At 71.9% G+C, this 25565-nt stretch carries 22 protein-coding genes; 10 read left to right on the top strand and 12 right to left on the bottom strand.

Annotated features, from left to right (window positions below):
* Nucleotide 1 precedes the first annotated feature (1 nt).
* The gene (locus ACFV46_RS18145; RefSeq protein ID WP_385498856.1) at nt 2-991 is read right to left on the bottom strand and encodes a DUF4097 domain-containing protein; all 990 of its coding nucleotides are present in this window, start codon (nt 989-991) and stop codon (nt 2-4) included.
* Between the two features lie 169 nt (nt 992-1160).
* Between ACFV46_RS18145 and ACFV46_RS18140 the strand changes: the two genes are divergently transcribed.
* Nucleotides 1161-2006 (top strand): hypothetical protein, encoded by an 846-nt coding sequence (locus tag ACFV46_RS18140; RefSeq protein ID WP_361925978.1) that lies wholly within the window; start codon nt 1161-1163, stop codon nt 2004-2006.
* Between the two features lie 15 nt (nt 2007-2021).
* On the opposite strand, the gene ACFV46_RS18135 is transcribed toward ACFV46_RS18140, so the two are convergent.
* Nucleotides 2022-2204 carry a DUF6104 family protein gene (locus tag ACFV46_RS18135; protein ID WP_055624112.1) on the bottom strand — a complete coding sequence of 61 codons (183 nt, stop codon included), beginning with the start codon at nt 2202-2204 and terminating at the stop codon, nt 2022-2024.
* A gap of 135 nt (nt 2205-2339) precedes the next feature.
* Here ACFV46_RS18135 and ACFV46_RS18130 point away from each other — a divergent pair, with 135 nt between their 5' ends.
* Entirely contained in the window at nt 2340-3329 is a 990-nt protein-coding gene (locus ACFV46_RS18130) for a hypothetical protein (protein WP_385498855.1), read from the top strand.
* A gap of 62 nt (nt 3330-3391) precedes the next feature.
* Here ACFV46_RS18130 and ACFV46_RS18125 read toward each other — a convergent pair whose 3' ends face one another.
* The 4 genes from ACFV46_RS18125 to ACFV46_RS18110 all read right to left on the bottom strand — a co-directional run bounded on the left by ACFV46_RS18125 (nt 3392) and on the right by ACFV46_RS18110 (nt 10112).
* Complete coding sequence (locus ACFV46_RS18125; RefSeq protein WP_385498854.1) at nt 3392-7171, bottom strand: multifunctional oxoglutarate decarboxylase/oxoglutarate dehydrogenase thiamine pyrophosphate-binding subunit/dihydrolipoyllysine-residue succinyltransferase subunit; 3780 nt, start codon at nt 7169-7171, stop codon at nt 3392-3394.
* A gap of 290 nt (nt 7172-7461) precedes the next feature.
* Nucleotides 7462-8568: a sensor histidine kinase gene (locus ACFV46_RS18120; protein ID WP_376729120.1), complete on the bottom strand. Its 1107-nt coding sequence runs from the start codon at nt 8566-8568 to the stop codon at nt 7462-7464.
* Nucleotides 8565-9302 (bottom strand): response regulator transcription factor, encoded by a 738-nt coding sequence (locus tag ACFV46_RS18115; protein ID WP_030956984.1) that lies wholly within the window; start codon nt 9300-9302, stop codon nt 8565-8567. Before ACFV46_RS18115 ends, ACFV46_RS18120 begins: the two co-directional genes overlap by 4 nt.
* A 132-nt stretch (nt 9303-9434) precedes the next feature.
* On the bottom strand, nt 9435-10112 hold the full coding sequence (locus tag ACFV46_RS18110) for a spermidine synthase (protein ID WP_376729121.1): 678 nt from the start codon (nt 10110-10112) through the stop codon (nt 9435-9437).
* Between the two features lie 266 nt (nt 10113-10378).
* On the opposite strand from ACFV46_RS18110, the gene lon reads away from it, so the two are divergent.
* Entirely contained in the window at nt 10379-12793 is a 2415-nt protein-coding gene (lon, locus tag ACFV46_RS18105) for an endopeptidase La (protein WP_361925988.1), read from the top strand.
* A 69-nt stretch (nt 12794-12862) separates the two neighbouring features.
* Here lon and ACFV46_RS18100 read toward each other — a convergent pair whose 3' ends face one another.
* On the bottom strand, nt 12863-13702 hold the full coding sequence (locus ACFV46_RS18100; protein WP_385498853.1) for a lysozyme: 840 nt from the start codon (nt 13700-13702) through the stop codon (nt 12863-12865).
* Nucleotides 13703-13928: 226 nt separating this feature from the next.
* Here ACFV46_RS18100 and ACFV46_RS18095 point away from each other — a divergent pair, with 226 nt between their 5' ends.
* Nucleotides 13929-14420, top strand: a complete 492-nt coding sequence (locus ACFV46_RS18095; RefSeq protein ID WP_376729122.1) for a MarR family winged helix-turn-helix transcriptional regulator — start codon at nt 13929-13931, stop codon at nt 14418-14420.
* A 14-nt stretch (nt 14421-14434) separates the two neighbouring features.
* Here the strand turns inward: ACFV46_RS18095 and ACFV46_RS18090 are convergent, their stop codons facing one another.
* On the bottom strand, nt 14435-15205 hold the full coding sequence (locus ACFV46_RS18090) for a protein phosphatase 2C domain-containing protein (RefSeq protein ID WP_376729123.1): 771 nt from the start codon (nt 15203-15205) through the stop codon (nt 14435-14437).
* 406 nt (nt 15206-15611) lie between these two features.
* On the opposite strand from ACFV46_RS18090, the gene ACFV46_RS18085 reads away from it, so the two are divergent.
* From ACFV46_RS18085 to ACFV46_RS18065, 5 genes are read left to right on the top strand one after another with little or no spacing between them, the layout of a single operon-like run.
* Nucleotides 15612-18425, top strand: coding sequence for a nitrate- and nitrite sensing domain-containing protein (locus tag ACFV46_RS18085; protein ID WP_385498852.1), 2814 nt, complete (start codon nt 15612-15614; stop codon nt 18423-18425).
* Nucleotides 18422-18925 (top strand): roadblock/LC7 domain-containing protein, encoded by a 504-nt coding sequence (locus ACFV46_RS18080; RefSeq protein WP_361925997.1) that lies wholly within the window; start codon nt 18422-18424, stop codon nt 18923-18925. The genes ACFV46_RS18085 and ACFV46_RS18080 overlap by 4 nt, the downstream gene beginning before the upstream one ends.
* The gene (locus tag ACFV46_RS18075; protein WP_062668248.1) at nt 18922-19341 is read left to right on the top strand and encodes a DUF742 domain-containing protein; all 420 of its coding nucleotides are present in this window, start codon (nt 18922-18924) and stop codon (nt 19339-19341) included. Before ACFV46_RS18080 ends, ACFV46_RS18075 begins: the two co-directional genes overlap by 4 nt.
* Nucleotides 19322-19936, top strand: coding sequence for an ATP/GTP-binding protein (locus ACFV46_RS18070; RefSeq protein WP_192806207.1), 615 nt, complete (start codon nt 19322-19324; stop codon nt 19934-19936). The genes ACFV46_RS18075 and ACFV46_RS18070 overlap by 20 nt, the downstream gene beginning before the upstream one ends.
* Before the next feature lie 25 nt (nt 19937-19961).
* Complete coding sequence (locus ACFV46_RS18065) at nt 19962-21215, top strand: styrene monooxygenase/indole monooxygenase family protein (protein WP_361926001.1); 1254 nt, start codon at nt 19962-19964, stop codon at nt 21213-21215.
* 24 nt (nt 21216-21239) lie between these two features.
* On the opposite strand, the gene ACFV46_RS18060 is transcribed toward ACFV46_RS18065, so the two are convergent.
* The 4 genes from ACFV46_RS18060 to ACFV46_RS18045 all read right to left on the bottom strand — a co-directional run bounded on the left by ACFV46_RS18060 (nt 21240) and on the right by ACFV46_RS18045 (nt 24326).
* Nucleotides 21240-22283 carry an NlpC/P60 family protein gene (locus ACFV46_RS18060; RefSeq protein WP_385498851.1) on the bottom strand — a complete coding sequence of 348 codons (1044 nt, stop codon included), beginning with the start codon at nt 22281-22283 and terminating at the stop codon, nt 21240-21242.
* 101 nt (nt 22284-22384) lie between these two features.
* Nucleotides 22385-22687 (bottom strand): hypothetical protein, encoded by a 303-nt coding sequence (locus ACFV46_RS18055; protein WP_361926005.1) that lies wholly within the window; start codon nt 22685-22687, stop codon nt 22385-22387.
* Between the two features lie 10 nt (nt 22688-22697).
* Nucleotides 22698-23342 (bottom strand): helix-turn-helix domain-containing protein, encoded by a 645-nt coding sequence (locus ACFV46_RS18050; protein ID WP_361926007.1) that lies wholly within the window; start codon nt 23340-23342, stop codon nt 22698-22700.
* 45 nt (nt 23343-23387) lie between these two features.
* Nucleotides 23388-24326, bottom strand: coding sequence for a diiron oxygenase (locus ACFV46_RS18045; protein WP_361926009.1), 939 nt, complete (start codon nt 24324-24326; stop codon nt 23388-23390).
* Nucleotides 24327-24452: 126 nt separating this feature from the next.
* On the opposite strand from ACFV46_RS18045, the gene ACFV46_RS18040 reads away from it, so the two are divergent.
* Nucleotides 24453-25556 (top strand): ferritin-like domain-containing protein, encoded by a 1104-nt coding sequence (locus ACFV46_RS18040; protein ID WP_385498850.1) that lies wholly within the window; start codon nt 24453-24455, stop codon nt 25554-25556.
* Nucleotides 25557-25565 lie beyond the last annotated feature (9 nt).

The following is a 25565-nucleotide window of genomic DNA, read 5'->3' as shown; positions in this document are numbered from 1 at the left end:
GTCAGAGCACCTTCTTGTCGGTCGTGCCGTCGGCCGGGCGGGGTGTGGGGGCGTCGGACGGGTCGTCGCCCTGGCCGGAGAGGGAATTGTCCCCCGGTGCGCCCGCCGGACCGTCCACCGGGCCGGCGGGCGCACCGGGGGTGGGGCCCGGCTTCTCGCCGGTGCGCCCCTCCCACGGCTCCTCGTCGCGTGGCGGGCGGCGCAGCAGGGCGATCGAGCCGGAGACCGTCGTCGCCCGGAGCTTGCCGGTGCCGGCGCCCAGCCGTCCGGTGATCTTGTGGGCGCCCCACTGGCCGTGCACCCGCAGGTCGTCGAAGGCGTTGGAGATGGTGCCGCTCGCGGTGTTGGCCTCGATGTCCGCGTCCGCCGGGGCCGGCAGACGTATGGCGATCTCGCCGGAGACACTGGTCAGCCGGACGTCCGTCGGGCCCTCCGGGTCGAGGTCGACGATCATGGACCCGCTGACCGAGTCCGCCTTCACCGAGGAGCCGGCCCCCTCGACGACCGTCAGATCGCCGGAGACCGAGTTGAAGCGCAGGTCGCCGGTGACGGCCTGCGCCTCCAGGTTCCCCGAGACGGTGTCCGCGCGGACCGGGCCGGACAGGCCCACGAGTGTGGTGTCGCCGGTGACGCCCTTGATCACGGACGGCCCCCGCAACCCGGAGACGAACGCGCTCGCGCCGACCACGCCCACCTCGACCCGGGTGCCGGCCGGCACCGCCAGGGAGACCACCGCGCTGCGGCGCCAGCCCTTGCGGTCCAGCCACTTGAGGAACCCCTTCCAGGGCAGGTCCTCGTAGGCCACGGTCAGGGTGCCGTGCCGCTGGGTCACCACCAGGGGCGGGCCCTCCAGCTCGGAGACCTCCAGGCGGGCGGAACCCTCCTCGGTGCCCACGACGTTCACCGTTCCGTTGACGACGCGGACGTGCAGGTCGCGCACCGGCTCGTCGAAAGTGAGTTTCCTGGGCTCCGTGACGGACCACTCGGGCATGGTGCGGACCTCCTGGCTGACCGGGCGCGGCTCGCGGGCCGGACCTGAACACGACACGCCATATCGCGTCTTCCGTAAAACACGATATATCGCGGGCAGGGAAAGTCAAGGCACTCGTTCTGGTGATCACAAATCCCGCCGACGGGACAATCCGGCCTAGCGTGGGGACATGTCGACGGAACAGTCCCGGTCCGCCCGCGAGGCCCAGCCGGCCCCGGGCGCCCTGCTCCTGTGCCGGGCGGAACCCGACGCCGTCGCGCCCGTGGCCCGGCTGCTGCGCGCGGACCTGCTGATCGCGCCCGCCGGCGCGGGGTGGAGCGTCCTAGTCCCCGAGGGCAGGCCCTGGCAGGACGGCGGCGAACCGGTCGACCGCGTCCTCTCCGGCTGGGCGCTCGCCCTGGCCGTCGGCGCCCCCTGGCCCGCGCTCGCCCTGTGGTGGGACACCGAACGCGCCGGGTTCTCCCTCGCCTCGGGCTTCCGCCGCCCGGTCGGCTACGAATGGCTCGCCAACGGCACCCCGGCGGGCGTGGACGAGGCGATGCACACCTTCGCGGGGCGGCTCGGCCTCGACCCCGTGCTCGACGTGCAGTCCCTCGACGAACTGACCCGCCCCGACCCCGCCTCCGACGCGCGCTCCCGGCTGCGCGGCCTGCTCGCCGTCCTCCAGCGCGCGGGCGTGGACCTGCCCGACGGTCTCGCCCCGGGCGACAGCGCCGAGCTGCTGTGCGCCACCGCGCGCGCGTGGCCGCGCCCGGGCCCGGCGCAGGGTGGGGACCGGCCGGGAAGCGAAAGCGAGGAACGGCACGGGACACACGAGGACCGCCCCGGCCCCTGGCCGCCCTGGGCCGCCGGGCCGTGGGGCCGCGTCCTCTCCCTGGCCCAGATCGCGGCCGGTCTGCCCCTCACCGCCTGGGGACTGCACCGCCGCAGCGGCGGCTGGACGGCGGCGGGCGCGCTCCTGCTCGCCCACGGCGTGCTCGGCCTCGCCTGGGCGCCGGTCAGGCCGCTGGACTGACGCCCGCAGGCGTCCTCAGATGTCGTCGTCCTCGTCGTCCAGCCGGGCCAGCCACGTCGCCAGCCGCTCCACCGGTACCTCGAAGTCGGGGTTCAGGTCGACGAAGGTGCGCAGCTGCTCGGCCAGCCACTCGAAGGTGATCTCCTCCTCGCCGCGCCGCTTCTCCAGCTCTTCGATGCCTCGGTCGGTGAAGTACATGAGGTGAGGATATGTCCTGTCCGCCACGGCTGCGTCCCGGGCCGGAGCCGTCCCCGCCGGCTCCGTGACCCCGCCCCCCTCCCGGCAGTTCTCGGGACGGCGCGCGGTAGACCCACCCCACGGAGGCGGAACGACATGAGCACCCACTTCGACCCGGTCCCCCTCGTCGGCACGGGAGTTGAACCGGCCGCGGACATCGAGTTCTGGCTGGCCTCCCCGCCGGTCCGCGCACTGGTCGAGGCGTTCGCCCGCACCGGCCAGGACCACGAGCTGGCCCGCGACCTCGCGGCGGGGAAGGGCGACGCGGCGGAGCGGCTGGCCCGGCTCGACGTGTTCACCCGGCGCTGGGACACCCGGCGGGGCAGGGAACGCAACCTCGCCGACGAACTGCCCGTGCGGCCCGAGCAGCAGCAGCTCGTGCTTGCCGCGGCCGAGGCACTCGGCCTGTGCGGCGGCACCCGCCTGCGCTACGCCCACTACGAGCACGTCCTGGTGCTGGGCGGCCTCATCCGGGCCTGCCTGGCGCGCACGGCCTACGCCGCCCAGCTGATCCGCACCGGGCGGGTGACGACCGGCTCCGTCACCGCCCTCGGCGGCCACCGCCCTTTCGTGGGCGACGAGTTCGAGCTCGCGGCGCTCGCCGGGGCACCCGAACTCGGCGAGGAGTACGAGGCCCTGGACTTCGGCACGCGCCGCGCGTTCGGCCTGCAGACGCCGGAGTCCGTGGCGGGTGAGGAGTCCGGACTCCCCGGCGGCACCTGGGCCGTCCGCACCTACCGCACACCCGGCAGGCTGCCCGTCCGGGTGGTCGCCGCCCCGTCGAGCGAGCCGGAGCGGCGCCGCGCGGACACCGCGGACAGCTACGCCTTCTTCGCCGAGCGGATCGCCGAACTGGACCCGGGGGAGCGGCTGCTGCTGGTGACGACCGCGCTGCACGTCCCCGCCCAGCACGCCACCGCCGTACGGATGCTCCAGCTGCCCTTCGCCGTGGAGGTGGACACCGTCGGCATCGAACCGCCGCGGGCGCCGGAGCCGGCCCGGCGCCCGTCCGGCGCGACCGCGTACCTGCTGGAGATCCGGTCGACCGTCCGGGCCCTGGCCCAGCTCCTCGCCGCCCTCACCTGAGAACGCCGGAAGGCCCGGCGCCGAGTCGAGAGGACTCGGAACCGGGCCTTCCGTACGCAGGCTCAGGCCTCGAACACCTCACGCACCAGCTGCTCCTGCTCGGCCTGGTGCCGCTTGGCGGAACCGACGGCCGGGGACGAGGAGTGCGGACGCGAGATGCGGCGCAGGCGCTCGCCGTGCGGGACGTCGGCGCCGACCGCGAGGTCCAGGTGGTCGATCAGGTTGAGCGCGATGAACGGCCACGCACCCTGGTTCGCCGGCTCCTCCTGGGCCCAGAGGTACTTCTCGGCGTTCGGGTACTTCTTGATCTCCGCCTGGAGCTCGGCACCCGGCAGCGGGTACAGGCGCTCGATGCGGATGATCGCCGTGTCGTCCGCGCCGCGCTTCTTCTTCTCGGCGGCCAGGTCGTAGTAGACCTTGCCCGCGCAGAAGACGACCTTCTTCACGGCGGCCGGGTCGACGGTGTCGTCGCCGATGACCGGGCGGAACTGGCCCGTCGTGAACTCCTCCGCCTTCGACGCGGCGGCCTTCAGGCGCAGCATCGACTTCGGGGTGAAGACGACCAGCGGCTTGTGGTGCGGGTTGTGCACCTGCCACCGCAGGAGGTGGAAGTAGTTCGACGGCGAGGTCGGCATCGCGACCGTCATGTTGTTCTGCGCGCACATCTGGAGGAAGCGCTCCGGGCGGGCCGAGGAGTGGTCCGGGCCCTGGCCCTCGTAGCCGTGCGGCAGGAGCAGGACGACACCGGAGGTCTGGGCCCACTTCTGCTCGGCCGACGAGATGAACTCGTCCACGACCGTCTGCGCGCCGTTGACGAAGTCGCCGAACTGCGCCTCCCACATCACGAGCGCCTCGGGGCGGGCCAGCGAGTAGCCGTACTCGAAGCCCATGGCCGCGTATTCGGACAGCAGCGAGTTGTAGACGTTCAGGCGCGCCTGGTCCTCGGAGAGGTACTGCAGCGGCGTGTACTCCTCGCCCGTCTCACGGTCGATGATCACCGCGTGACGCTGGCCGAAGGTGCCGCGCTGCGAGTCCTGGCCGGCCAGCCGGACCGGGACGCCCTCCAGCAGGAGGGAGCCGACCGCGAGGGTCTCGCCCATGCCCCAGTCGATGGTGCCGTCCTCGACCATCGACGCCCGGCGCTGCAGCTGCGGCAGCAGACGCGGGTGGACGGTGATGTGGTCGGGGATGTTGACCTGGGACTCGGCGATCCGCTTGACGACCTCCGAGGTCACGGCGGTGTTCACCGCGACCGGGAACTCGGCCTGCGGGTCCGAGGGCGCGACCGTCGACGGCTGCGAGGTGGCCTCGCGGACCTCCGTGAAGACCTTCTCCAGCTGGCCCTGGTAGTCCTGCAGGGCCTGCTCGGCCTCTTCCAGGGTGATGTCGCCGCGACCGATCAGGGACTCGGTGTAGAGCTTGCGCACCGAGCGCTTCTTGTCGATCAGGTCGTACATCAGCGGCTGGGTGAAGGCCGGGTTGTCCGACTCGTTGTGACCGCGGCGGCGGTAGCAGATGAGGTCGATCACGACGTCCTTGTTGAACGCCTGACGGAACTCGAAGGCGAGCCGCGCGACGCGGACGACGGCCTCGGGGTCGTCGCCGTTCACGTGGAAGATCGGGGCCTCGATCATGCGGGCCACGTCCGTCGCGTACATGGAGGAGCGCGAGGACTCGGGGGCCGCGGTGAAGCCGACCTGGTTGTTGATGACGACGTGCACGGTGCCGCCGGTGCGGTAGCCGCGCAGCTGCGACATGTTCAGGGTCTCGGCCACGACACCCTGGCCCGCGAAGGCCGCGTCGCCGTGCAGGGCGATCGGCAGGACGGTGAAGTCCGTGCCGCCCTTGTTGATGATGTCCTGCTTGGCGCGGGCGACGCCCTCCAGGACCGGGTCCACCGCCTCCAGGTGCGAGGGGTTGGCGGTGAGCGAGACCTTGATCTGCTCGCCGTCCAGGCCGGTGAAGGTGCCCTCGGCGCCCAGGTGGTACTTCACGTCGCCGGAGCCGTGCATCGACTTCGGGTCGAGGTTGCCCTCGAACTCGCGGAAGATCTGCGCGTACGACTTGCCGACGATGTTGGCCAGGACGTTCAGCCGGCCGCGGTGGGCCATGCCGATGACGACCTCGTCCAGGCGGGACTCGGCCGCCGAGTCGATGACCGCGTCCAGCAACGGGATGACGGACTCGCCGCCCTCCAGGGAGAACCGCTTCTGGCCGACGTACTTGGTCTGCAGGAAGGTCTCGAAGGCCTCCGCCGCGTTCAGCCGGCGCAGGATGCGCAGCTGCTCCTCGCGCTCCGGCTTGGTGTGCGGGCGCTCGATGCGGTCCTGGATCCACTTGCGCTGCTTGGGGTCCTGGATGTGCATGAACTCGATGCCGGTGGTGCGGCAGTACGAGTCGCGCAGCACGCCGAGGATGTCGCGCAGCTTCATCAGGGACTTGCCGGAGAAGCCGCCGACGGCGAACTCGCGCTCCAGGTCCCACAGGGTGAGGCCGTGCTCGGTGATGTCCAGGTCGGGGTGCTTGCGCTGGCGGTACTCCAGCGGGTCGGTGTCGGCCATGACGTGGCCGCGGACCCGGTAGGAGTGGATCAGCTCGAAGACCCGGGCGGCCTTGGTGACGTCGTCGTCGTGGCTGGCGTCGATGTCCTTGAGCCAGCGGACCGGCTCGTAGGGGATGCGCAGGGCCTCGAAGATGTCGTCGTAGAAGCCGTTCTCGCCGAGCAGCAGGTTCGCGACCTGGCGCAGGAACTCGCCGGAGGCGGCGCCCTGGATGACCCGGTGGTCGTAGGTCGACGTGAGCGTCATGACCTTGGAGATGCCGAGCTTGTTCAGGGTGTCCTGGGAGGTGCCCTGGAACTCCGCCGGGTAGTCCATGGAGCCGACGCCCATGATCACCGACTGGCCGGGCATCAGACGCGGCACGGAGTGCACGGTGCCGAGGCCGCCGGGGTTGGTCAGGGAGACCGTGACACCGGTGAAGTCGTCCATGGTCAGCTTGTTGTCGCGGGCGCGACGGACGATGTCCTCGTAGGCCTGCCAGAACTCGAAGAAGTTCAGCGTCTCGGCCTTCTTGATCGCCGCGACGACGAGCTGGCGGTCGCCGTTGGGCTTGACCAGGTCGATGGCGAGACCGAGGTTGATGTGCTCCGGCTTGACCAGGGTGGGCTTGCCGTCCTTCTCCGCGAAGGAGTGGTTCATCGACGGCATGGCCTTGATGGCCTGCACCATCGCGTAGCCGATCAGGTGCGTGAAGGAGATCTTCCCGCCCCGGGCCCGCTTGAGGTGGTTGTTGATGACGATGCGGTTGTCGAACAGCAGCTTCACCGGGACCGCGCGGACCGAGGTGGCGGTCGGCAGCTCCAGCGAGGCGTTCATGTTCTTCGCGACGGCGGCGGAGGGGCCGCGCAGCGTCACGAACTCGGGGCCGTCCGCGGAGGCGGCGGCGGGCTCGGCCTTCTTCGGCTGGGCCGGCTTCGCGGCCGGGGCGGGCTTCGCCGCGGGAGCCGCCGGTGCCGCGGGAGCGGCGGGCACGGCGGCCTTGGCCGGAGCCGGCTTCGAGGCCGGGGCGGGAGCCGGGACCGGCGCGGCGGTGGGAGCGGTGGTCTCCGCGGCCCCCGCGGCCGCGGTACCCGCCGCAGCCGGGGCGGCGGCAGCCCCCGGCTTGTAGTCGGCGAAGAAGTCCCACCAGGCGCGGTCTACCGAATTCGGGTCCTGGAGGTACTGCTGATAGATCTCGTCGACGAGCCACTCGTTGGCTCCGAACGCGGCAGCGGGGTTCTTGCCCGCTTGGTCCGCGTCGGTCGAGATGCTCGATGCGTTACTGGGGGACTGTGGCGACACGGCGAGAACCGCCCTCTTCCGCTTCACAAGGTGATGGACAGCGGGAATCAAGGCTACGCCTCCCCGGGCGGGAAGGTCAGGCCGGGCATGGTCATCGTCGTGTAAGTCACATCGCGAAGCGTGTTTCGGGCTCAGAATTGGCGGGAAACAAGCGTGGTTCCGCTTCAGCGGCCCGCAAATGGGATGGCGCGGCCGCGAGCTGACGCTGCGACGGCGCAGGTCTGTACCTGATCACACGGCCTGTCAGGCACGACGCGTGTGGATCTTGGCGCTCCGCTTCGAACTTTACGTCAACTTTGTACGGACGGCTGCCCTGGAAGTGTGACAAGAATCCGGCAACCCCGGTCCGATTCGGCCACACCGATCCGGCCGCCGTGCAGATCCACCGCCCAGCGCGCGATCGCCAGCCCCAGACCCGTGCCGCCGTCGCTGCCCGGCCCGTGCGGCCGGCTCACCGCGCCCCGGTTGAAGCGCTCGAAGACCCGGTGCCAGTCCGAGCGCGGGATGCCCGGACCCTCGTCCAGGACCTCCAGCTCCAGCGACTCCGGGTACGGGCCGCGCCGCGCCTTGACCGTGACCCGGCCGTGCGCCGGGCTGTGCTTGATCGCGTTGTCGATCAGGTTGGCGACGACCTGGTGGATGCGCTCGGGGTCGGCGTGCGCGGTCAGCTCCGGCGGCGACACGTCGAGGTGGAGATGCACGTCGGTGCGGGTGTGGCTGCCGGAGCCCGAGGTCATGCCCGCGCGCGCTGAGGCGACCATGTTGGCCTCCTTCAGCACCCCGGACAGATACGGCCACACCTCGAAGCGGCGCATCCGCAGCGGGACGACGCCGTTGTCCAGGCGGGACAGGTCGAGCAGCGTCTCCACCAGCCGGCCGAGGCGCTCGGTCTGCTTCAGCGCCGTGCGCATCGTCTCCGGGTCGGCCTCGGCGATGCCGTCGACCACGTTCTCCAGCACCGCGCGCAGGCCCGCGATGGGGGTGCGCAGCTCGTGCGAGACGTTCGCGACCAGCTCCTTGCGCTGCTGGTCCTGGGCCTCCAGCTCGTCGGCCATGAGGTTGATCGTCCCGGCCAGGTCGCCCAGCTCGTCGCGGCGGCTCTCGCTGACCCGGCGCGTGTAGTCGCCCTGGGAGATGGACCGGGCCACCTTGTTCATCTCGTCCAGCGGCGCGGTGAGCGAGTGCGCCACGAACTGCGTGATGAGCAGGGTGGCGATCATCGAGAAGACCGTGATGAAGCGCAGCTCCGTCTGGGTGCGCACCGCGATCATCGACAGTCCGGTGGTGATCAGGACCGCGATGACGACGAGTGCGCCCAGCTTGGTCTTGATCGAGAACGGACGAACGCCGCCCCAGGGCTCCCCGGGGCCTCTCCGCACGGCCGGACCGTCGCTCATGGCGTCGGCGTCTCCAGGGCGTAGCCCACGCCGTGCACCGTGCGGATGCGCTCGGCCCCGATCTTCCGCCGCAGCGCCTTGATGTGACTGTCGACGGTCCGGGTGCCGGAGGCGTCCGCCCAGTCCCACACCTCGGCCAGCAGCTGCTCGCGCGAGAGGACCGCGCGCGGGGTGTTCGCCAGGCACACCAGCAGGTCGAACTCGGTCGGCGTGAGGTGCACGTCCTCGCTGCGCACCCGCACGCGCCGCTGCGCGTGGTCGATCTCCAGCTCGCCGAGGCGCAGGATGCCCGAGCGGGGCGTGGTGGCCGCGAGGGCGGCGCGCTCGACGCGGCGCAGCAGCACGTGCACGCGGGCCGCCAGCTCCCGCATGGAGAACGGCTTGGTCATGTAGTCGTCGGCGCCGACGCCGAGCCCGACCAGCATGTCGGTCTCGTCGTCGCGCGCGGTCAGCATCATCACCGGCACCGGCCGCTGGGCCTGCACCCGGCGGCAGACCTCCAGGCCGTCGAAGCCCGGCAGCATGATGTCGAGGATCAGCAGGTCGGGCTGCCAGGCCTCGGCCGTGTCGACGGCCGCCGGGCCGTCTCCCGCGGTCTGCACGAGGAATCCCTCGGCGCGCAGACGGGCCGCGATGGCGTCCACGATGGTCGGATCGTCCTCGACCACCAGGACCCGGCGCTGTGCGCCGGGGGTCGCCGCCGTGCCGTTGTGGGAGGTGTGTGTCTGCTCCATCGCCCGCCCCAAAGTTGCTTTCCGGAATCCGTGGGGTGATCCCGCTTACTGGCTGTGCCTGCGCATGCTTGCGATTGACGCTTGAATGATCCGCGTCAGGAAAGCAGAGTACGGGGAGTCACCGGGCCAGGGCTATCCAGGTCGGACGGCGAGGTGCACGACGTCCGGAACGCCCCGGGCAACGGGGATCTCTTCGGTACGCACCTGCTGGAATCCGGCATTGCGCAAGGTTTCTTCGAATTCCGGAGAGGGCTGCGCGGACCATACGGCCAGTACCCCACCCGGTGTCAACGCCCTTGCGCAGGCGGCCAGTCCGCCCGGTGAGTACAGGCTCTCGTTGTCCTCGGTGACGGTCCAGCCGGGCCCGTTGTCGATGTCGAGGCACAGCGCGTCGTACGTGGCGGATGTCTCATACACATGAGTGACGAGATCGGTCTCCAGGATCGACGTCCGCGGGTCGGCGAGCGCCGCCGCGGAGAGACCGGAGAGCGGCCCGCCGCGATGCCAGTCGATGATCGCGCGCTCGCGCTCCGCGACGGTGATCCTCCCTGGCCGGGGGTCGGCCGCGGCGTGTGCGAGCGAGAACCCGACGCCGAGCCCGCCGATCAGGATGTGCGGCCGTGAACGGTCGCCCAGCGCGTCCAGCGCCACGTCGACCAGCAGCCGCTCGGAGCGGCCGTCGGAGGTGTCCATCAGGAAGCAGCCGTTGGCGATGATCTGGAGCAGGTCACCGTGCCGCCGCAGCACCACCTCCCCGTGGGGGCCTTCGCGACGGTCCAGGACTACAGGGGTGTCGTACGAAGTGGGCACCGGGCCATCCTGCCAGCTCCGCCCCGGCGCGCTCCGGCCCCTGTCGGAGCCTTGTGGATTCCGGTGGCCGGGGGCGGTTTCCGGTGGGCCGGGAGCGGCCGGAATAGCGCTCCGCGTCCTGCGGCTTCCCCTTTCACCGTCCCCTGTTCCAGCACCCCGGGTCGGCATTCGATCGCTGTCAGCGAACGCGTCGGCGGGCCGGGAACAATCAGGGGCCGTCAAGCATTGAGTCGGCGTAACTCAACTTGACTGCCTAAGGGGAGATCATGGCTTCGACGTCCACATCGCTCACCCTGCCCGTGCTGCCGCTCGACGACGAGGTCGTGCTGCCCGGGATGGTGGTCCCCCTGGACTTGAACGACGCCGATGTGCGGGCCGCCGTGGAGGCCGCCCAGGCCGCCGCGCGGTCCACACCCGGCAAGCCCCGGGTGCTGCTCGTGCCGCGTATCGACGGCACCTACGCGAGCACCGGGGTGCTCGGCACCGTGGAGCAGGTCGGCCGGCTGGCCGACGGTGATCCCGGTGCCCTGATCCGCGGCCGCGGCCGGGTGCGCATCGGTGCCGGCACCACCGGGCCGGGTGCGGCGCTGTGGGTCGAGGGCACGCCGGTCGACCAGAGCGTGCCCGAGCCGCTGCCGGGACAGGTGGCGGAGCTGGTGAAGGAGTACAAGGCCCTCGCCACCGCATGGCTGCGCAAGCGCGGCGCCTGGCAGGTCGTGGACCGGGTGCAGGCCATCGACGACGTCTCGCAGCTCGCCGACAACTCCGGATACTCGCCCTTCCTGACCACCGAGCAGAAGGTCGAGCTGCTGGAGACCGCCGACCCGGTCGCCCGGCTCAAGCTCGCCACGCAGCAGCTGCGCGACCACCTCGCCGAGCAGGACGTGGCCGAGACCATCGCCAAGGACGTCCAGGAGGGCGTCGACAAGCAGCAGCGCGAGTTCCTGCTGCGCCGTCAGCTCGAGGCCGTCCGCAAGGAGCTGCGCGAGCTGAACGGCGAGCAGGACGGCGAGGAGTCCGACGACTACCGCGCCCGTGTCGAGGCGGCCGACCTGCCGGAGAAGGTCCGCGAGGCCGCGCTCAAGGAGGTCGACAAGCTCGAGCGCTCCAGCGACCAGTCGCCCGAGGGCTCCTGGATCCGCACCTGGCTGGACACCGTCCTGGAGCTGCCGTGGAACGAGCGCACCGAGGACGCCTACGACATCCAGGGCGCGAAGGACGTGCTGGACGCCGAGCACGCCGGTCTGGAGGACGTGAAGGAGCGGATCACCGAGTACCTGGCGGTCCGCAAGCGGCGCGGTGAGCGCGGGCTCGGTGTCGTCGGCGGCCGGCGCGGCGGTGCCGTGCTGGCGCTCGTGGGCCCGCCCGGCGTCGGCAAGACCTCGCTGGGTGAGTCCGTCGCCCACGCGATGGGCCGCAAGTTCGTGCGCGTCGCCCTCGGCGGTGTGCGCGACGAGGCCGAGATCCGCGGTCACCGCCGTACGTACGTCGGGGCGCTGCCCGGCCGGATCGTGCGGGCGATCAAGGAGGCCGGGTCGATGAACCCGGTGGTCCTGCTCGACGAGATCGACAAGGTCGGCTCCGACTTCCGCGGCGACCCGGCGGCGGCCCTCCTGGAGGTCCTGGACCCGGCGCAGAACCACACCTTCCGCGACCACTACCTGGAGGTTGAGCTCGACCTGTCCGACGTGGTGTTCCTCGCCACGGCCAACGTCCTGGAGGCCATCCCGGAGGCCCTGCTCGACCGTATGGAGCTGGTCCGCCTCGACGGCTACACCGAGGACGAGAAGGTCGTCATCGCCCGTGACCACCTGCTCCCGCGCCAGCTGGAGCGGGCGGGACTGAACGCGGACGAGGTCACCCTCGACGAGGGCGCGCTGCGCAAGCTCGCCGGCGAGTACACGCGCGAGGCGGGTGTGCGCACCCTGGAGCGGTCCATCGCGCGGCTGCTGCGCAAGGTGGCGGCCCAGCACGAACTGGGTGAGCGGAAGCTGCCGTTCACGGTCACCGAGGGCGAGCTGCGCGGGCTGATCGGCCGGCCGCACCACGTGCCCGAATCGGCGCAGGACCCGGCCGAGCGCCGTACGGCGGTGCCGGGCGTGGCGACCGGCCTGGCGGTGACCGGCGCGGGCGGTGACGTCCTGTTCGTCGAGGCGTCGCTGGCCGACCCGGAGACGGGCGCGGCGGGCCTGACGCTGACCGGCCAGCTGGGTGACGTGATGAAGGAGAGCGCGCAGATCGCGCTGAGCTTCCTGCGCAGCCACGGCGCCGAGCTGGAGCTGCCGGTCGCCGACCTGAAGGACCGGGGCGTGCACATCCACTTCCCGGCGGGCGCGGTGCCGAAGGACGGCCCGAGCGCGGGCATCACGATGACGACGGCGCTGGCCTCGCTGCTGTCCGGGCGGCTGGTCCGTACGGACGTGGCGATGACCGGTGAGGTCTCGCTGACCGGCCGGGTGCTGCCGATCGGCGGGGTGAAGCAGAAGCTGCTCGCCGCGCACCGCGCGGGGGTCACGACCGTGATCATCCCCAAGCGGAACGAGCCCGACCTGGACGACGTCCCGGCCGAGGTGCTGGACAAGCTCGACGTCCACGCCGTGACCGACGTCCGCCAGGTCCTGGAGCTTGCCCTGTCGCCGGCCACCAGCGACGCGGCCCGGGAGGTTCCGGCGGCGGCGTGACGGACGCCGCCGGACAGGGCGGGCCCGGGTCCCCTTCGGGGGGCCCGGGCCCTCGTCGTTCGGGGGAGGTCAGCCGTTGGCCAGGGCCACGACCCGGTCGAGGGCGCCGTTGAACCGGTCGTGGTCGCCCACGGTCGGGCCGGTCGACGTGTACTGCCACATCGTGTAGTAGCTCCAGCCGGAGGGCAGTTCGCCGACGGCCGTCGCGTACCGGGCGATCCACAGCGGGTTGGCCGTGGCGAAGGCGCCGGAGTTGCCGGTGCACTGCTTCCACCAGCTGGTCGCCGTGTAGATGACGGCGTCGCGGCCGGTGCGGGCCTTGTAGCGGTTCACGAAGTCGCGGATCCAGGTGACCATCGCGCTCGCGGACTTGCCGTAGCAGGCGTCGCCGTACGGGTTCCACTCGATGTCGAGGACGCCGGGCAGGGTGCGGCCGTCGCGGGACCAGCCGCCGCCGTGGTCGACGAAGTAGTCGGCCTGGGTTGCTCCATTGGTGGTGTCCGGCGTCGCGAAGTGGTACGCGCCGCGGATCATGCCCACGTTGTAGGAGCCGTTGTACTGCTGGGCGAAGTAGGGGTTGGTGTAGTACGTCCCCTCGGTGGCCTTGACGTAGGCCCACTTGACCCCGCTGGACCACAGGGTCGACCAGGCGACGTCGCCCTGGTGGCTGGAGACGTCCACGCCCTCCGTCTGGGCGGCCAGGGTGCCGGCGGGTGTGCCGTCGGTGCCGTCGTGGGCGGCGACGCCGACGCCCATGTACGCGGAGCCGCGCGGCGGTGTGGAGTCGTCCCGCGCGGACGACGGCTGGGCGGCCAGGACGAGCAGGGCCAGGGCGAGGACGAGGGTGAGCAGGAGTCCGGTCGGATACGGGCTGTGGGGGTGGCGCTGTTCGGGTCTGTGCACGGGCATAGCGTGCCTCCGAAGGCTCGGTGACGCATGGTGGGGAACGCGCACGGGTGTGGCGTGAGCATGTCAGCGTCATGCTCCGCCGTACGACGCTAGGCAGCGGAACGGGCTGGTGGAAGGGGGCCTGGCGGCTGCCGTTGGTCTAAGCCTGCGAAATACTGACGGAGCTGCGGCGATGACGCCGGTTGGCGGAAACTTTCACGGCCGGGAAAACGAGGCAGGGGCTGACGTGCACGAAGACGGCAACGGCGACGCGACGGCGCCCGGACCCGGGCCTGTCCGCGGTGGTATGGACCAGCCCGAGTTCCTGGACCTGGAACGCGAGTTGACGGTTCTCTTCCGGCGGGCCCGCGCCAACCAGGGCGAGATGGCCCGCGAGGTCCACCCGGACCTGGAGTCGGCGGCGTACGGACTGCTGGTCCGGCTGGACGAGTCCGGACGGCTGCGCGCCACCGAACTCGCGGCGTTCATCGGCGTCGGCAAGGCCACCATGTCGCGCCAGCTGCGCGCCCTGGAGGACCTGGGGCTCGTCGCCCGGGAGCCGGACCCGGCGGACGGCCGGGCCTGGCTGGTGCACCTCACCGAGGAGGGGCGCCGCCGCGTCGCCAAGGTCCGCGAGGCCCGCCGGGCGCGCTACGTCGCCCAGCTCTCGCACTGGCAACGCGAGGAGGTCGCCGAACTGGCCCGTCTGCTGAACCAGCTGAACCGGGGCATGGACTGAGGCGCCTGCCCGCCTCACAGCTCCACGTACACCACCGTCGCGTCGTCGTGCCGCTTGCCGCGGCCCCGGTGCGTTCGCTCCAGCTCCCGGACCCGCTCCACCAGCGCGCCCGCGCCCTCCTCGCGGATCAGGGCGAGGCAGTCGGCCCAGTCGCCCCGCCCGAAGCGCTCCACCCAGCGGGCCGCACCGTCCGACAGGGCGGCCAGGGCGCGCACCTCTTCGCGCGGCAGCGTCCCCGTCACCGCGCGCGCGGCCACCGCGGGATCGGCGGCCGCCGTGAAGAAGCCGCCCTCCTTGTTGCGCAGACGCGCGTCGATGTGGGCGTCCGTCGCCCGTGCCGAACGCGGCAGCCGGGCCAGCCGGTCGTCCAGGCGGGCCGTCACCGTGCCGTCGGGGGACTCCACGAGGAGCGCCGAGTCGGACAGCACGAGGTACTCCACCGCCCCGGCGGACCACCGCGCGAGGACGACGGTTGCCTGGGGCGTGCGTGGGTGAGAAAGGTCACAGGTGCTCGCGTGGGCCTCGGCCGTACGGGCGATGGCGCGGCCCAGCACGTCCGCGAGCGGAACATCGGGGAGGGAAACGGTCAGTTCGGTCAGTGCCCCGCCCAGGCGCGCGGTGAACCAGTGGACGGAGTGCCGGCACCCCGTCGCGTCCTTCGGCGGCGTCACCCCGTCCAGGACGACGAGGGCCCCTCCCCGCCCCGAAGCGGGCAGGGCGACACTCGCGAAGTCCTCGTTGGCGCGGTCCGGATCGCCCGACTCCGAAACTAGCTCGGTACGCATCCGGCCAGTCTGCACGAGCCCTTCACAAGGTCTCCCAGGAGGGCGCGACTCCCGCTCAATCGTCACGGCCGCGCAGGTCACCCGCCTGATTTGAGAGGAATGCTGGACTCCGGCAAGGCGTGGCGGCGAATACTGCCACCGCCCGCCGCAGACGTCCAACCGGCCCACCGCGCAAGGAGCCCGCACGCGCCAGGGGAACTTGCCCGCCAACTCCCCTCCGGGGTTCACTCCTTCGGGTGGCGGCTCAGGTGATGTGCGGCCGTCGCCCACCCGCACTGGGAGGGTCGGGGACCGGTGAGGGCCACCCCGGGCGCGAACCCAGTCGCGAGCTTGGGGGAGGGGTGTACGTACGGTCGACGCCAGTTGACGACACGTCATCCGGACCCATGGGTACCACGAGTCAGGAATGCGAGCACCGGTGCAGAAGACGCGGCCTCGTCGCTCAGGCAAGCAGACGGCCTCCGCAGGAGGCGACCAGCCCATCCCCGGCACCGCCGACGCCCCCGCCCCGGCGGGCAAGGGACGCCCGACCCACGTACGGAACCGGCTGATCGTGGCCGTGGCCGTCGTGGCCGCCGCCATCGCCGGCGCCGGAGTCCCCTCGGTCGTCGCCGCCTCCGGGCAGCTGCACGACACGCAGAGCACGGTGACCCTCGCCGAGCAGACCCAGAACGCGCTCACCCTCGCGCACTCCCTCGCCGACGAGCGCGACGAGGTCACCTCCTACATCGCCGCCGGCCGCCCCAAGTCCAAGGCGCCCAGCGAACAGCGCAGCGCCCGGGTCGACCGGCAGGTCGAGGAGCTGCGCGCCGACACCGACATCCCCGCCGAGCTCCGCGACGACCTCGAGGGCGTCGCCGCGCTGCGCCGCTCCGCGCTCACCGGCAAGAGCAGCGCCCTGGAGGCGCACGCCGCCTACACGGGCGCCGTCACCGAACTGCACCGGCTCGCCGAGCAGCTGGCCGAGCAGATGCCGTCCCGCGCCGGCACCGGCGCCCACGCGCTGGCCCAACTGGACACCGCCGTGCAGCAGGCCGCCGCCGCGCGCGGACTGCTGCTCGCCGCGCTGAGCGTGCCGACCACCACCCAGACCGTGATCGACCCGCTCACCGGGGCCGCCACCACCCGGAAGACCACCTCGGACGCCGACGCCAAGCAGCGCGACGCGCTCACCACCGCCGCCCAGCAGGCCCGGCTGCGCTCCGACGCGGCCCTCGCCGGTTTCCGCGACACCGCCGCCCCCGCCGCCCGCGCCTCCTACGACTCCACCGTCACCGGCCCCGAGGTCGACACCGCCGAGCGGTACCTGGCCGCCCTCACCGACCAGCCCACGCTCTCCGACCGCGACCTGGCCACCGACACCCGCCGTGCCTCGGCCGCCCTGTCCGCCCGCGTCGACTCGATGCGCGGCGCGGAGTCGGCGCTCTACGACCGCCGCACCAAGGCCCTGGAGGAGCTGCGCGACGACGACGTCACCGCGCTGGAGATCCACATTGCGATCCTCGGCGCGCTGATGCTGCTCGCCGTGGGCGTCGCCACCGGCATGGCCCGCAGCCTCACCCGGCCCCTCGCCGTGCTGCGGCTCGGCTCCGCCCGGCTCGCGGGCGCCACCGACCCGGCCGCCGAGGAACCCGTGCGGTTCACCGGCCGCAAGGACGAGTTCGCCCAGGTCGTCGACTCCGTCAACGCGCTGCACACCCGGGCCGTCACCCTGCACGAGCGCATCGCCACCCTGGAGTCCGACCGCAAGCACCTGGTCGGGCAGCGCCAGAAGATGGCCGACGCCCGCGAGGAACTGCGCGGCGAACTCGCCGAGTCCACCGCCCAGCTGGAGCGCCTGCGCGACAGCATCGGCGGCACGTTCGTCAACCTGGCCCTGCGCACCCTCGGCCTGGTGGAGCGCCAGCTCGGCGTGATCGAGGGCCTGGAGGAGCGCGAGCAGGACCCCGAGCGCCTCGCCACCCTGTTCAAGCTGGACCACTTCGCCACCGTCATGCGGCGGCACAGCGAGAACCTCCTCGTGCTGGCCGGCACCGAGCACGTCCAGCAGCACGCCGGGCCGGTGCCGCTCGTCGACGTCGTCCGCGCCGCCGTCAGCGAGATCGAGCGGTACGAGCGGGTCCGTATCGCCGCGCTGCCGCCGCACGCGCACGTGGCGGGGTTCGCCGCCGACGACCTCTCCCACCTGCTCGCCGAACTCCTGGAGAACGCCACCTCGTTCTCGCCGCCGGACCTGCCCGTCGAGGTGTCCGGCTGGCTGCTGGAGAGCGGCGAGGTCATGCTCTCCGTGCAGGACGAGGGCATCGGCATGGCCGGCGACCGGCTGGCACGGCTCAACGCCCGCCTCGCCGAGTTCGACCCCGAGGCCACCTACGACCAGGAGGCCGAGGACGGCCTGGGCCTCGGCCTGTACGTCGTCGCCCGCCTCGCCCACCGGCACGGCGTCCGCGTCCAGCTGCGCGAGCAGAAGCAGGGCGGTGTCGCGGCCGTCGCGGTCCTGCCCGCGGGCCTGCTGGCCGCCGCCCCCACCGCCGCGGTCCCCACGGACGCGCCGCGCCCCGCCGGCGGCCACACCTTCTCCCTGCCGGGCGCCGACGCCGAGGCCAACTCTAACCACCTGCCGGCCCGGCAGAAGGGCGCCGACCCGCTGGTGGAGCTGGCCGAGAAGGCCGTACAGCGGCAGGAGTCGGAGGCGCCGTCCGAGCCCGGGGACGCCGAGCCCCTCACCGAGCCCGAGACGCCCGCCGAGCCCGAGACGCCCGCCGAGCCCGAGGCACCCGCCGCGCCCTCGCCGTCCGAGACGACGATGGAGCTGCTGATCCCGGAGCCCGCCGCCGCCCCGGCCGAGGAGTCGCTGCCCGAGCGGCCCGACCCGTACGCCATCGGTCCCGACACCCACGAGCGCGCCCGGGACGAGGCCGACGGGGCCGACGGAGCCGTCGAGGACGCAGAGCCCGTCACCGACAAGGGCCTGCCCAAGCGCACCCCCAGGATCACCACACCGTCCGCCCCGCCGCCCCGGCGCGGCGGAACGGTCGACGCCGAGGCCCTGCGCCGCCGGCTCGGAGGCTTCCGCAAGGGAGCCGAGGCCGGCTACCGCGACGTCAAGGCCGAGATCGCCGAGCGCACCGGACAGAACAAGGCACCGGAGACGCCCGCCGAGGCGCGCACCGAATCCGAAGCAGCCACGGGGGGCACAGTCGAGGAGGCAAGCAGTTGACCGCGCCCAGTACCTTCGGACTGAGCAGTGAAGCCCGCAACCTGCACTGGTTGTTGACGAATCTGGTCGAGGAGGTGCCGGGTATCCAGTCGGTCGCCGTCGTCTCCTCCGACGGCCTGCTCCTCCTCTCCTCGGACCAGGCACGCAACGACGAGGCCCGCGAGGCGAGGTCCGCGGACCGCTCCGGCCCGCGCGGGTCCTCCGCCGACCTCGCCACCGTCGTCTCCGGCATCGGCAGCCTCACCGTCGGCGCGGCCCGGCTCATGGAGTTCGGCGGGGTGAAGCACACGATGGTCGCGATGGAGGAGGGCAGCCTCTTCGTCATGTCCATCAGCGACGGCTCGCTGCTCGGCGTGCACGGCTCCGCGGACTGCGACATGAGCGTCGTCGCCTACCACATGGCGCTCTTCGTCGGCCGGGCCGGCCACGTCCTCACCCCCGAACTCCGCAGCGAGCTGCGGAAGTCGCTGGAGCCCGCGTCGGCAGGGAGCACCCGATGAGCAACGCCCCGAGGAACCGGCCACAGCTCCCCGTGCGCGGCGGTGACCGAAAACCGGCCCGTGTGCGGCCCTACTCGCTCACCGGCGGCCGTACCCGCTTCGGTCACGTCCTCCTCGTGGAGACCTTCGTGGCCGCGCTGGAGGCCCCCGAGGAGCGCAAGGAGCTCACGAACGGCTCGCTCAGCACCAAGGTGATGCCGGAGCTGCGGGCCATCGTCGAACTGTGCCGCCGGATGCGTACGGTGGCCGAGATCGCCGCGCTGCTGAAGATGCCGCTCGGCGTGGTCCGCGTGCTCCTCAGCGACCTCGCGGACCAGGGAAAGATCCGTGTGTACGGCACCGGAACCGGTCATGGCACCGGCCGTCCGGACCGGGCTCTGCTCGAAAGGGTGCTGAGTGGACTCCGTCGTCTTTGAGGACACGACCGAGGAAGACCTGAGGTCCTGGCAGACGGACCGCACGCGGGCCCCGATCGCCACGAAGATAGTCGTGGCCGGCGGGTTCGGCGTCGGGAAGACCACGCTGGTCACCGCGGTCTCCGAGATCACGCCGCTGCAGACCGAGGCGCTGATGACCGAGGCGAGCGAGGAGACCGACGACCTCACCGCCACGCCCGGCAAGTCGACCACCACCGTGGCCATGGACTTCGGGCGCATCACGCTCGACGACGACCTGGTGCTGTACCTGTTCGGCACACCGGGCCAGCAGCGGTTCTGGTTCATGTGGGACGACCTGGTGCGCGGCGCGATCGGCGCGGTCGTCATGGCCGACACCCGGCGGCTGAAGGACTGCTTCCCCGCGCTGGACTACTTCGAGAGCTGCGGACTGCCGTACGTCGTCGCGGTCAACCACTTCGACGGCAGCGAGCGGTTCGAACCGGAGGACGTGCGCGAGGCGTTGACGATCCCCGCGCACATACCTGTAATGATCATGGACGCGCGGCGCCGGATCTCGGTGATCGAGACCCTTCTGTCCCTGGTGGGACACGCGCTCGACGTCACCCCCGAGTGAATCGCGGTTAGGAGCCCTCACCCGCATGCGGAAGATACTCGTCGTCGGGGCCGGCCAGTCCGGCCTCCAGCTCGCCCTCGGACTCCAGTCCCACGGGTACGAGGTCACCCTGATGTCCAACCGGACCGCGGACGAGATCCGCTCCGGGCGGGTCATGTCCACCCAGTGCATGTTCCACACCGCACTCCAGCACGAGCGCGACCTCCAGCTGAACTTCTGGGAGTCCCAGGCCCCGAAGATCGAAGGACTCGGCGTCTCGGTCGCCGCCCCCGGCTCCTGGGCCGAGGGCCCGGCGGCCCGCGCGATCGACTGGCTGGGCCGGCTCGACGGATTCGCGCAGTCCGTCGACCAGCGGGTGAAGATGGCCGGCTGGATGGAGACCTTCGCCCAGCGCGGCGGCCAGCTCGTCATCCACGGCGCGGCCGTCGGCGACCTCGACTACTTCTCCCGCACCTACGACCTCGTGCTGGTCTCGGCGGGCAAGGGCGAGCTCGTCCAGATGTTCGGCCGGGACGCGGAGCGCTCCCCGTACAGCGAGCCCCAGCGCGCCCTCGCGGTCGCCTACGTGCACGGCATGGGCCCGCGCCCGGAGCACCCCGGCACCGAGGCCGTCCGCTGCAACCTCGTCCCCGGCGTCGGCGAGCTGTTCGTCATGCCGACCCTGACGACGTCCGGGCGCGCGGACATCCTGTTCTGGGAGGGCATACCCGGCGGCCCGCTCGACGTCTTCGCCGGCGTGAAGGACCCGGCCGAGCACCTCTCCCTGACCCTGGAACTCATGGAGCGGTACGTGCCGTGGGAGTACGCCCGCGCCACCAAGGTGGAGCTGACGGACGCCGGCGGCACACTGAGCGGGCGGTACGCCCCCACGGTCCGCAACCCCGTCGGCCGGCTCCCCGGCGGCGGCCTGGTCCTCGGGGTCGCGGACGTCGTCGTGGCCAACGACCCCATCACCGGGCAGGGCTCCAACTCCGCGTCCAAGTGCGCGGCCGCCTACCTCGCGTCGATCCTGGAGCACGGCGACAAGGAGTTCGACGAGACCTGGATGCGGGCCACGTTCGACCGCTACTGGGCCACCGCCCAGCACGTCACCAAGTGGACGAACGCCATGCTGGCCCCGCCGCCGGAGCACGTCCTCAACCTCATCGGCGCCGCGGGGCAGCTCCAGCCGGCCGCCGACCGCTTCGCCAACGCCTTCGACAACCCGGCCGACTTCGAGGACTTCTTCTACGACCCGGAGAAGACCGAGGCCTACCTGGGCTCACTCGCCGGGGCCTGACCCGCGGAAGACGCGAGGCGTCCGTCAGGCCTTCCTGGTGTCCGGGCGGACCGCGCCCAGGACCGGGTTGGAGGCGATCGGGGAGATCGTGACCTTCTCGCCGGGGCGCGGGGCCTGGACCACCTTGCCCTTGCCGACGTACAGGGCCACGTGCGTGGCGTCCGGGAAGTAGATCACCAGGTCGCCGGGGCGCAGTTCGACCAGCGGGACGCGTTCGAGCCGCGCCCACTGCTCCTGGCTGGTGCGGGGGATGCGGGTGCCGGCGTGCGCCCAGGCCCGCTGGGTCAGCCCCGAGCAGTCGTACGACGTCGGGCCCTCGGCGCCCCACCGGTACGGCTTGCCCAGCTGGCGCTCGGCGAAGCGGATCGCCCGCCGGGCCGGGGCGGACGGCTTGTGGTCGTCCTCGGCGAGGGTGCCCGACGCCAGCAGGTCCTTCTGCGCCTTCGTGACGCCCTTCTTCTCCAGCTCGGCCAGCGCGGCGAGCTGCTCGGCGGTGAGGGAGGCGAGGAGTTCCTCCACCTTCCGCAGCCGCTCGCGCACCGTGTCGCGGTCCTTCTTCTGCCGTTCGGCGAGGGCGAGTTGCCGGTCGAGGGCGGCGCGCGCGGCGCGGGCCAGCCGGTCGGCCGCGCGTTCCGTGCCGGTCAGCCGGCCGACGGTCTCGGCGCGCTCACGCGCCAGCAGCCCGATGACATGGCCCTGGTCCAGGGCGTGCTGCGGGTCCCGGGCCAGCAGCAGCCGGACGTACGGGGAGATCGCCGTGGCGTTCTGGTACTGCTGCCGGGCCAGCCGGCCGGCCGCGCCCCGGCTGTCGTGCAGCCGCAGCCGCGCGCCGGCGAGGGCCTTGTCCAGGCGGGCCACCTCGGCGCGCTGCTCGGCCAGCTTCTCCTCGGTGGCGTTGTACGTCTCGGTCGCGCGCTCCGCCTCCCGGTACAGCCGCTGAAGGTCCGTCAGCAGGGCGGCGGTGGTGCGCTCGGGGGGTTCGGGGGCCGCCGTGGCGGACCCGGGTGCGAGGAGCGCGGCGGACAGCACGGCCGCGGTGCACGCCAGACGCAGCGGCCTTCCTGACATGTCATCACCTCCGGTGCGGACAGGATCTCTGCTCGCACCGAGAGCATCGGGCGGACGCACCGGGGATGCGCGCGGGACGTGCGCGGTTCGGCGTAGGCCGGTCACCCGTGGGGGTCGTCCGGCGTGCCGCGCGGCGTGTCGCCGGGACGCGACCACGGCCAGTTCAGCCGGCGGCCCTGGTCGCCCTCGGGGTCGTAGGCGTACTTCCAGCGCCGGGACAGGCCCGGCCGGGCGCCCTGCCCGCGCGGGACCCTGCGGTAGACGAGGACCGTGGGCGGCCCGCCGTCCGGGTCCGGGACGGGGATGCGGTACGTCTTCGGCGGGTGGCCGGTGATGCCCAGCAGCACCGGCAGCACGCGGCCGTCCATCGGGCCGCCCTCGAACGGGGTGTCTTCGCTCTTCACGGGACCAGTGTCAGCCATCCGCCAGGAGGCGCTCGGCCAGCGCGGCGGTCTGCGGGTCCCGGGCGGCGGTGACCGACAGCACGGCGACGAACTGGTCCACGAGCCAGTCGCGCAGTTCCGCCACGGGCGGCTGCTTGCCCTCGTCGAGCCAGATGAGGGAGGCCGCCTCCACGGCCGTGATCCACATGCGGACGGTCATCCGCAGCCGCAGCCCCGGGTCGCCGACCTCCAGATGCCTCAGGATGTGCTCCGCGGCAGCGCGGCGCACCCCGTCGACGATCGCCGTCGTCCGGGACGTCTCGACGACGCTGCCGCCCTGGAGCAGGGCGCTGAAGCCGGCGTCGTGCTGGTCGACGAAGGCGAGGTACCGGTCGAGCGCGCGGGCGAGCCGGGGGACCAGGGGGCCCTCGCGGGGCTCGTCGAAGCAGGTCCGCAGCTCCTCGGCGGCGGAGCGCAGGGCCGCCTCGTACAGCTGCTGCTTGCCGCCCGGGAAGTACCGGTACACCAGGGGACGGGACACCCCGGCCGCCTCCGCCACGTCGTCGAGGGAGACCTCCTCGGGGGCGCGGTGCGCGAAGAGTCCGAGAGCGGCGTCGAGGAGCTGGGCACGGCGCTCCTCGACGCTCAGGCGGCGGTAGGCGGGAGCGGCTGGCATGGAAGGAAGCCTAACCGCCGGGCCGGAGGGGACCGGGGGTGATGCCTACGCGAGCAGGCCCGACGACTTCCACAGGCGGCGGCCCACTCCGCGCAGGACGCCGATGTCGTCCAGGAAGTCGGTCAGCCGCCTGGCCCCGGTCTGCATGACCTCCCGGCGGTGGCCGCTGGCCTTGACCTGGGCCATGGCCTCCTTCTTGTCGAGGCCGACGTTGGTGTAGACGTCCGGGTTGACGAAGGCGACCGAGAAGACGCGGGCGAACTCGCCCGAGGTGACCCGGGTGAACTCCTGGGACCACCTCGGCGCCGTCATCATCTGCCGGCGCAGCTCCTCACGGGCGTACCGCACATGCCGGGCCTCCTCGACCACGTGGATGCGGGTGACGCCGCGGATGAGGGTCTGGACGCGCTCGTCCGGGAAGGTCAGGCGCTGCATCCAGTCGAGGATCTCCTCGCCGAGCAGGGTGGCCGTGAAGGAGCCCGGGGTGGTGGAGATCGTCTTGAACAGCCGGCCCAGGTTCTGGTGGACGCGGCTGACGGGGTACCAGGGGGTGCCGCCGTGGGAGATCAGGCGGGCGAACATCTTGGAGTGCCGGCACTCGTCCTCGATCTCGGTGAGCGCGTACCGGACGTGGGCGCTCGTCGCGGACTTGTCGTAGATGTGCCGGACCAGCAGCTGCATGAGGATGATCTCGAACCAGATGCCGAGGGAGGCGAGCGCGGCGGCCTCGTGCTGGGAGAGCGCGATGCGCTGCTCCTCGCTCATCCGCTTCCACATCGGGGTGTCGTAGAGCGAGACGAGCTCCGGGGGCCAGAACCACTTGCCCTCCTCGAAGGGCGCGTCCCAGTCGAGCTCCTTGTCGGGGTCGAAGGAGTGCTTCGCGGAAGAGGCGAGGAGGCGTTCGGCCACCTGTTCGCGGTCCTTGAGCAGGCCGAGCGCGTCGCGCAGTCCGTCCAGCGCCTCGGCTTCCGTCAGGGCAGTCATCGGTCCCTCACCTCGTTACCGGTGGTCACATCGTACGTGTCTTATGAGACTGCCTGTCAGCAAGCCCGTCAATCCCCTGTGCCGCACTTGTTGACCCCGCGTCCACCCGGTAGGAGCCTGCGCCCTATGCCGACATACGACGTGTACGCCGACGATCCGGGTGACCCTCTCTGGCAGGTACCGGCGACCGGCGCGGCCCGCTTCAACTGGGAGTACGACGACGGCCGCGCACGGCTCCTCGCCCTCTACCAGAAGGGCAAGGACAAACAGTGGGACGGGCAGCGCAGGATCGACTGGGAGCTGGAGGTCGATCCGTACGACCCGCTCGGCACCCCCGAGGACGCGATGGCCCTGTACGGCACGCCCCACTGGGACCGCATGAACGACCGGGAGAGGGGCGACCTGCGCCGGCACTACGCCTCCTGGCAGTTCAGCCAGTTCCTGCACGGCGAGCAGGGCGCGATGATCTGCGCCGCGCGGATCGTGGAGTCGGTGCCCGACATGGACGCCAAGTTCTACTCGGCGACCCAGACCATGGACGAGGCCCGGCACGCCGAGATCTACGGCCGCTTCCTGCACGAGAAGGTCGGGATGGTCTACCCGATCAACGACAACCTCCAGGCCCTGCTCGGCGACACCCTGCGCGACAGCCGCTGGGACATGCCCTACCTCGGCATGCAGGTGCTCATCGAAGGGCTGGCGCTGGCCGCGTTCGGCATGATCCGCGACACCACCACCAAGCCGCTGCCCCGGCAGATCCTCGCCTACGTCATGCAGGACGAGGCCCGGCACGTCGCCTTCGGGCGGATGGCCCTGCGCGACTACTACAAGCAGCTCACCGACGCCGAGCTCCGCGAACGCGAGGAGTTCGTCATCGAGGGCTGCTACCTCATGCGCGACCGGCTGCGGGGCGTCGAGGTCCTGGAGAACTTCGGCATCCCGAAGGCGGAGGCCGAGGAACTCAGCGAGCGTTCCGAGTTCCTCCAGCTGTTCCGCAGGCTGCTGTTCTCCCGCATCGTGCCCTGCGTCAAGGACATCGGTCTGTGGGGCAGGCGCCTGCAGCAGGCCTACGTCGACATGGGCGTGCTGGAGATGGGCGACCAGAACCTGGACCTGCTCATGTCCCAGGACGAGGAGATCGCCGAGCGGCTGGACGCCGAGCGGTTCGCGCGCGAGGAGCGCGAGCGGGTCGCCGAGGTGACCGACGCGGTGCGCGCGGGCACCGACTGAGCCCCCGAG

It is taken from the genome of Streptomyces sp. NPDC059852 (assembly GCF_042731455.1).
Lineage (GTDB): Bacteria > Actinomycetota > Actinomycetes > Streptomycetales > Streptomycetaceae > Streptomyces.
The sequence above is the reverse complement of the archived record's forward strand: the minus strand, read 5'-3'. Positions and strand labels throughout refer to the sequence as shown.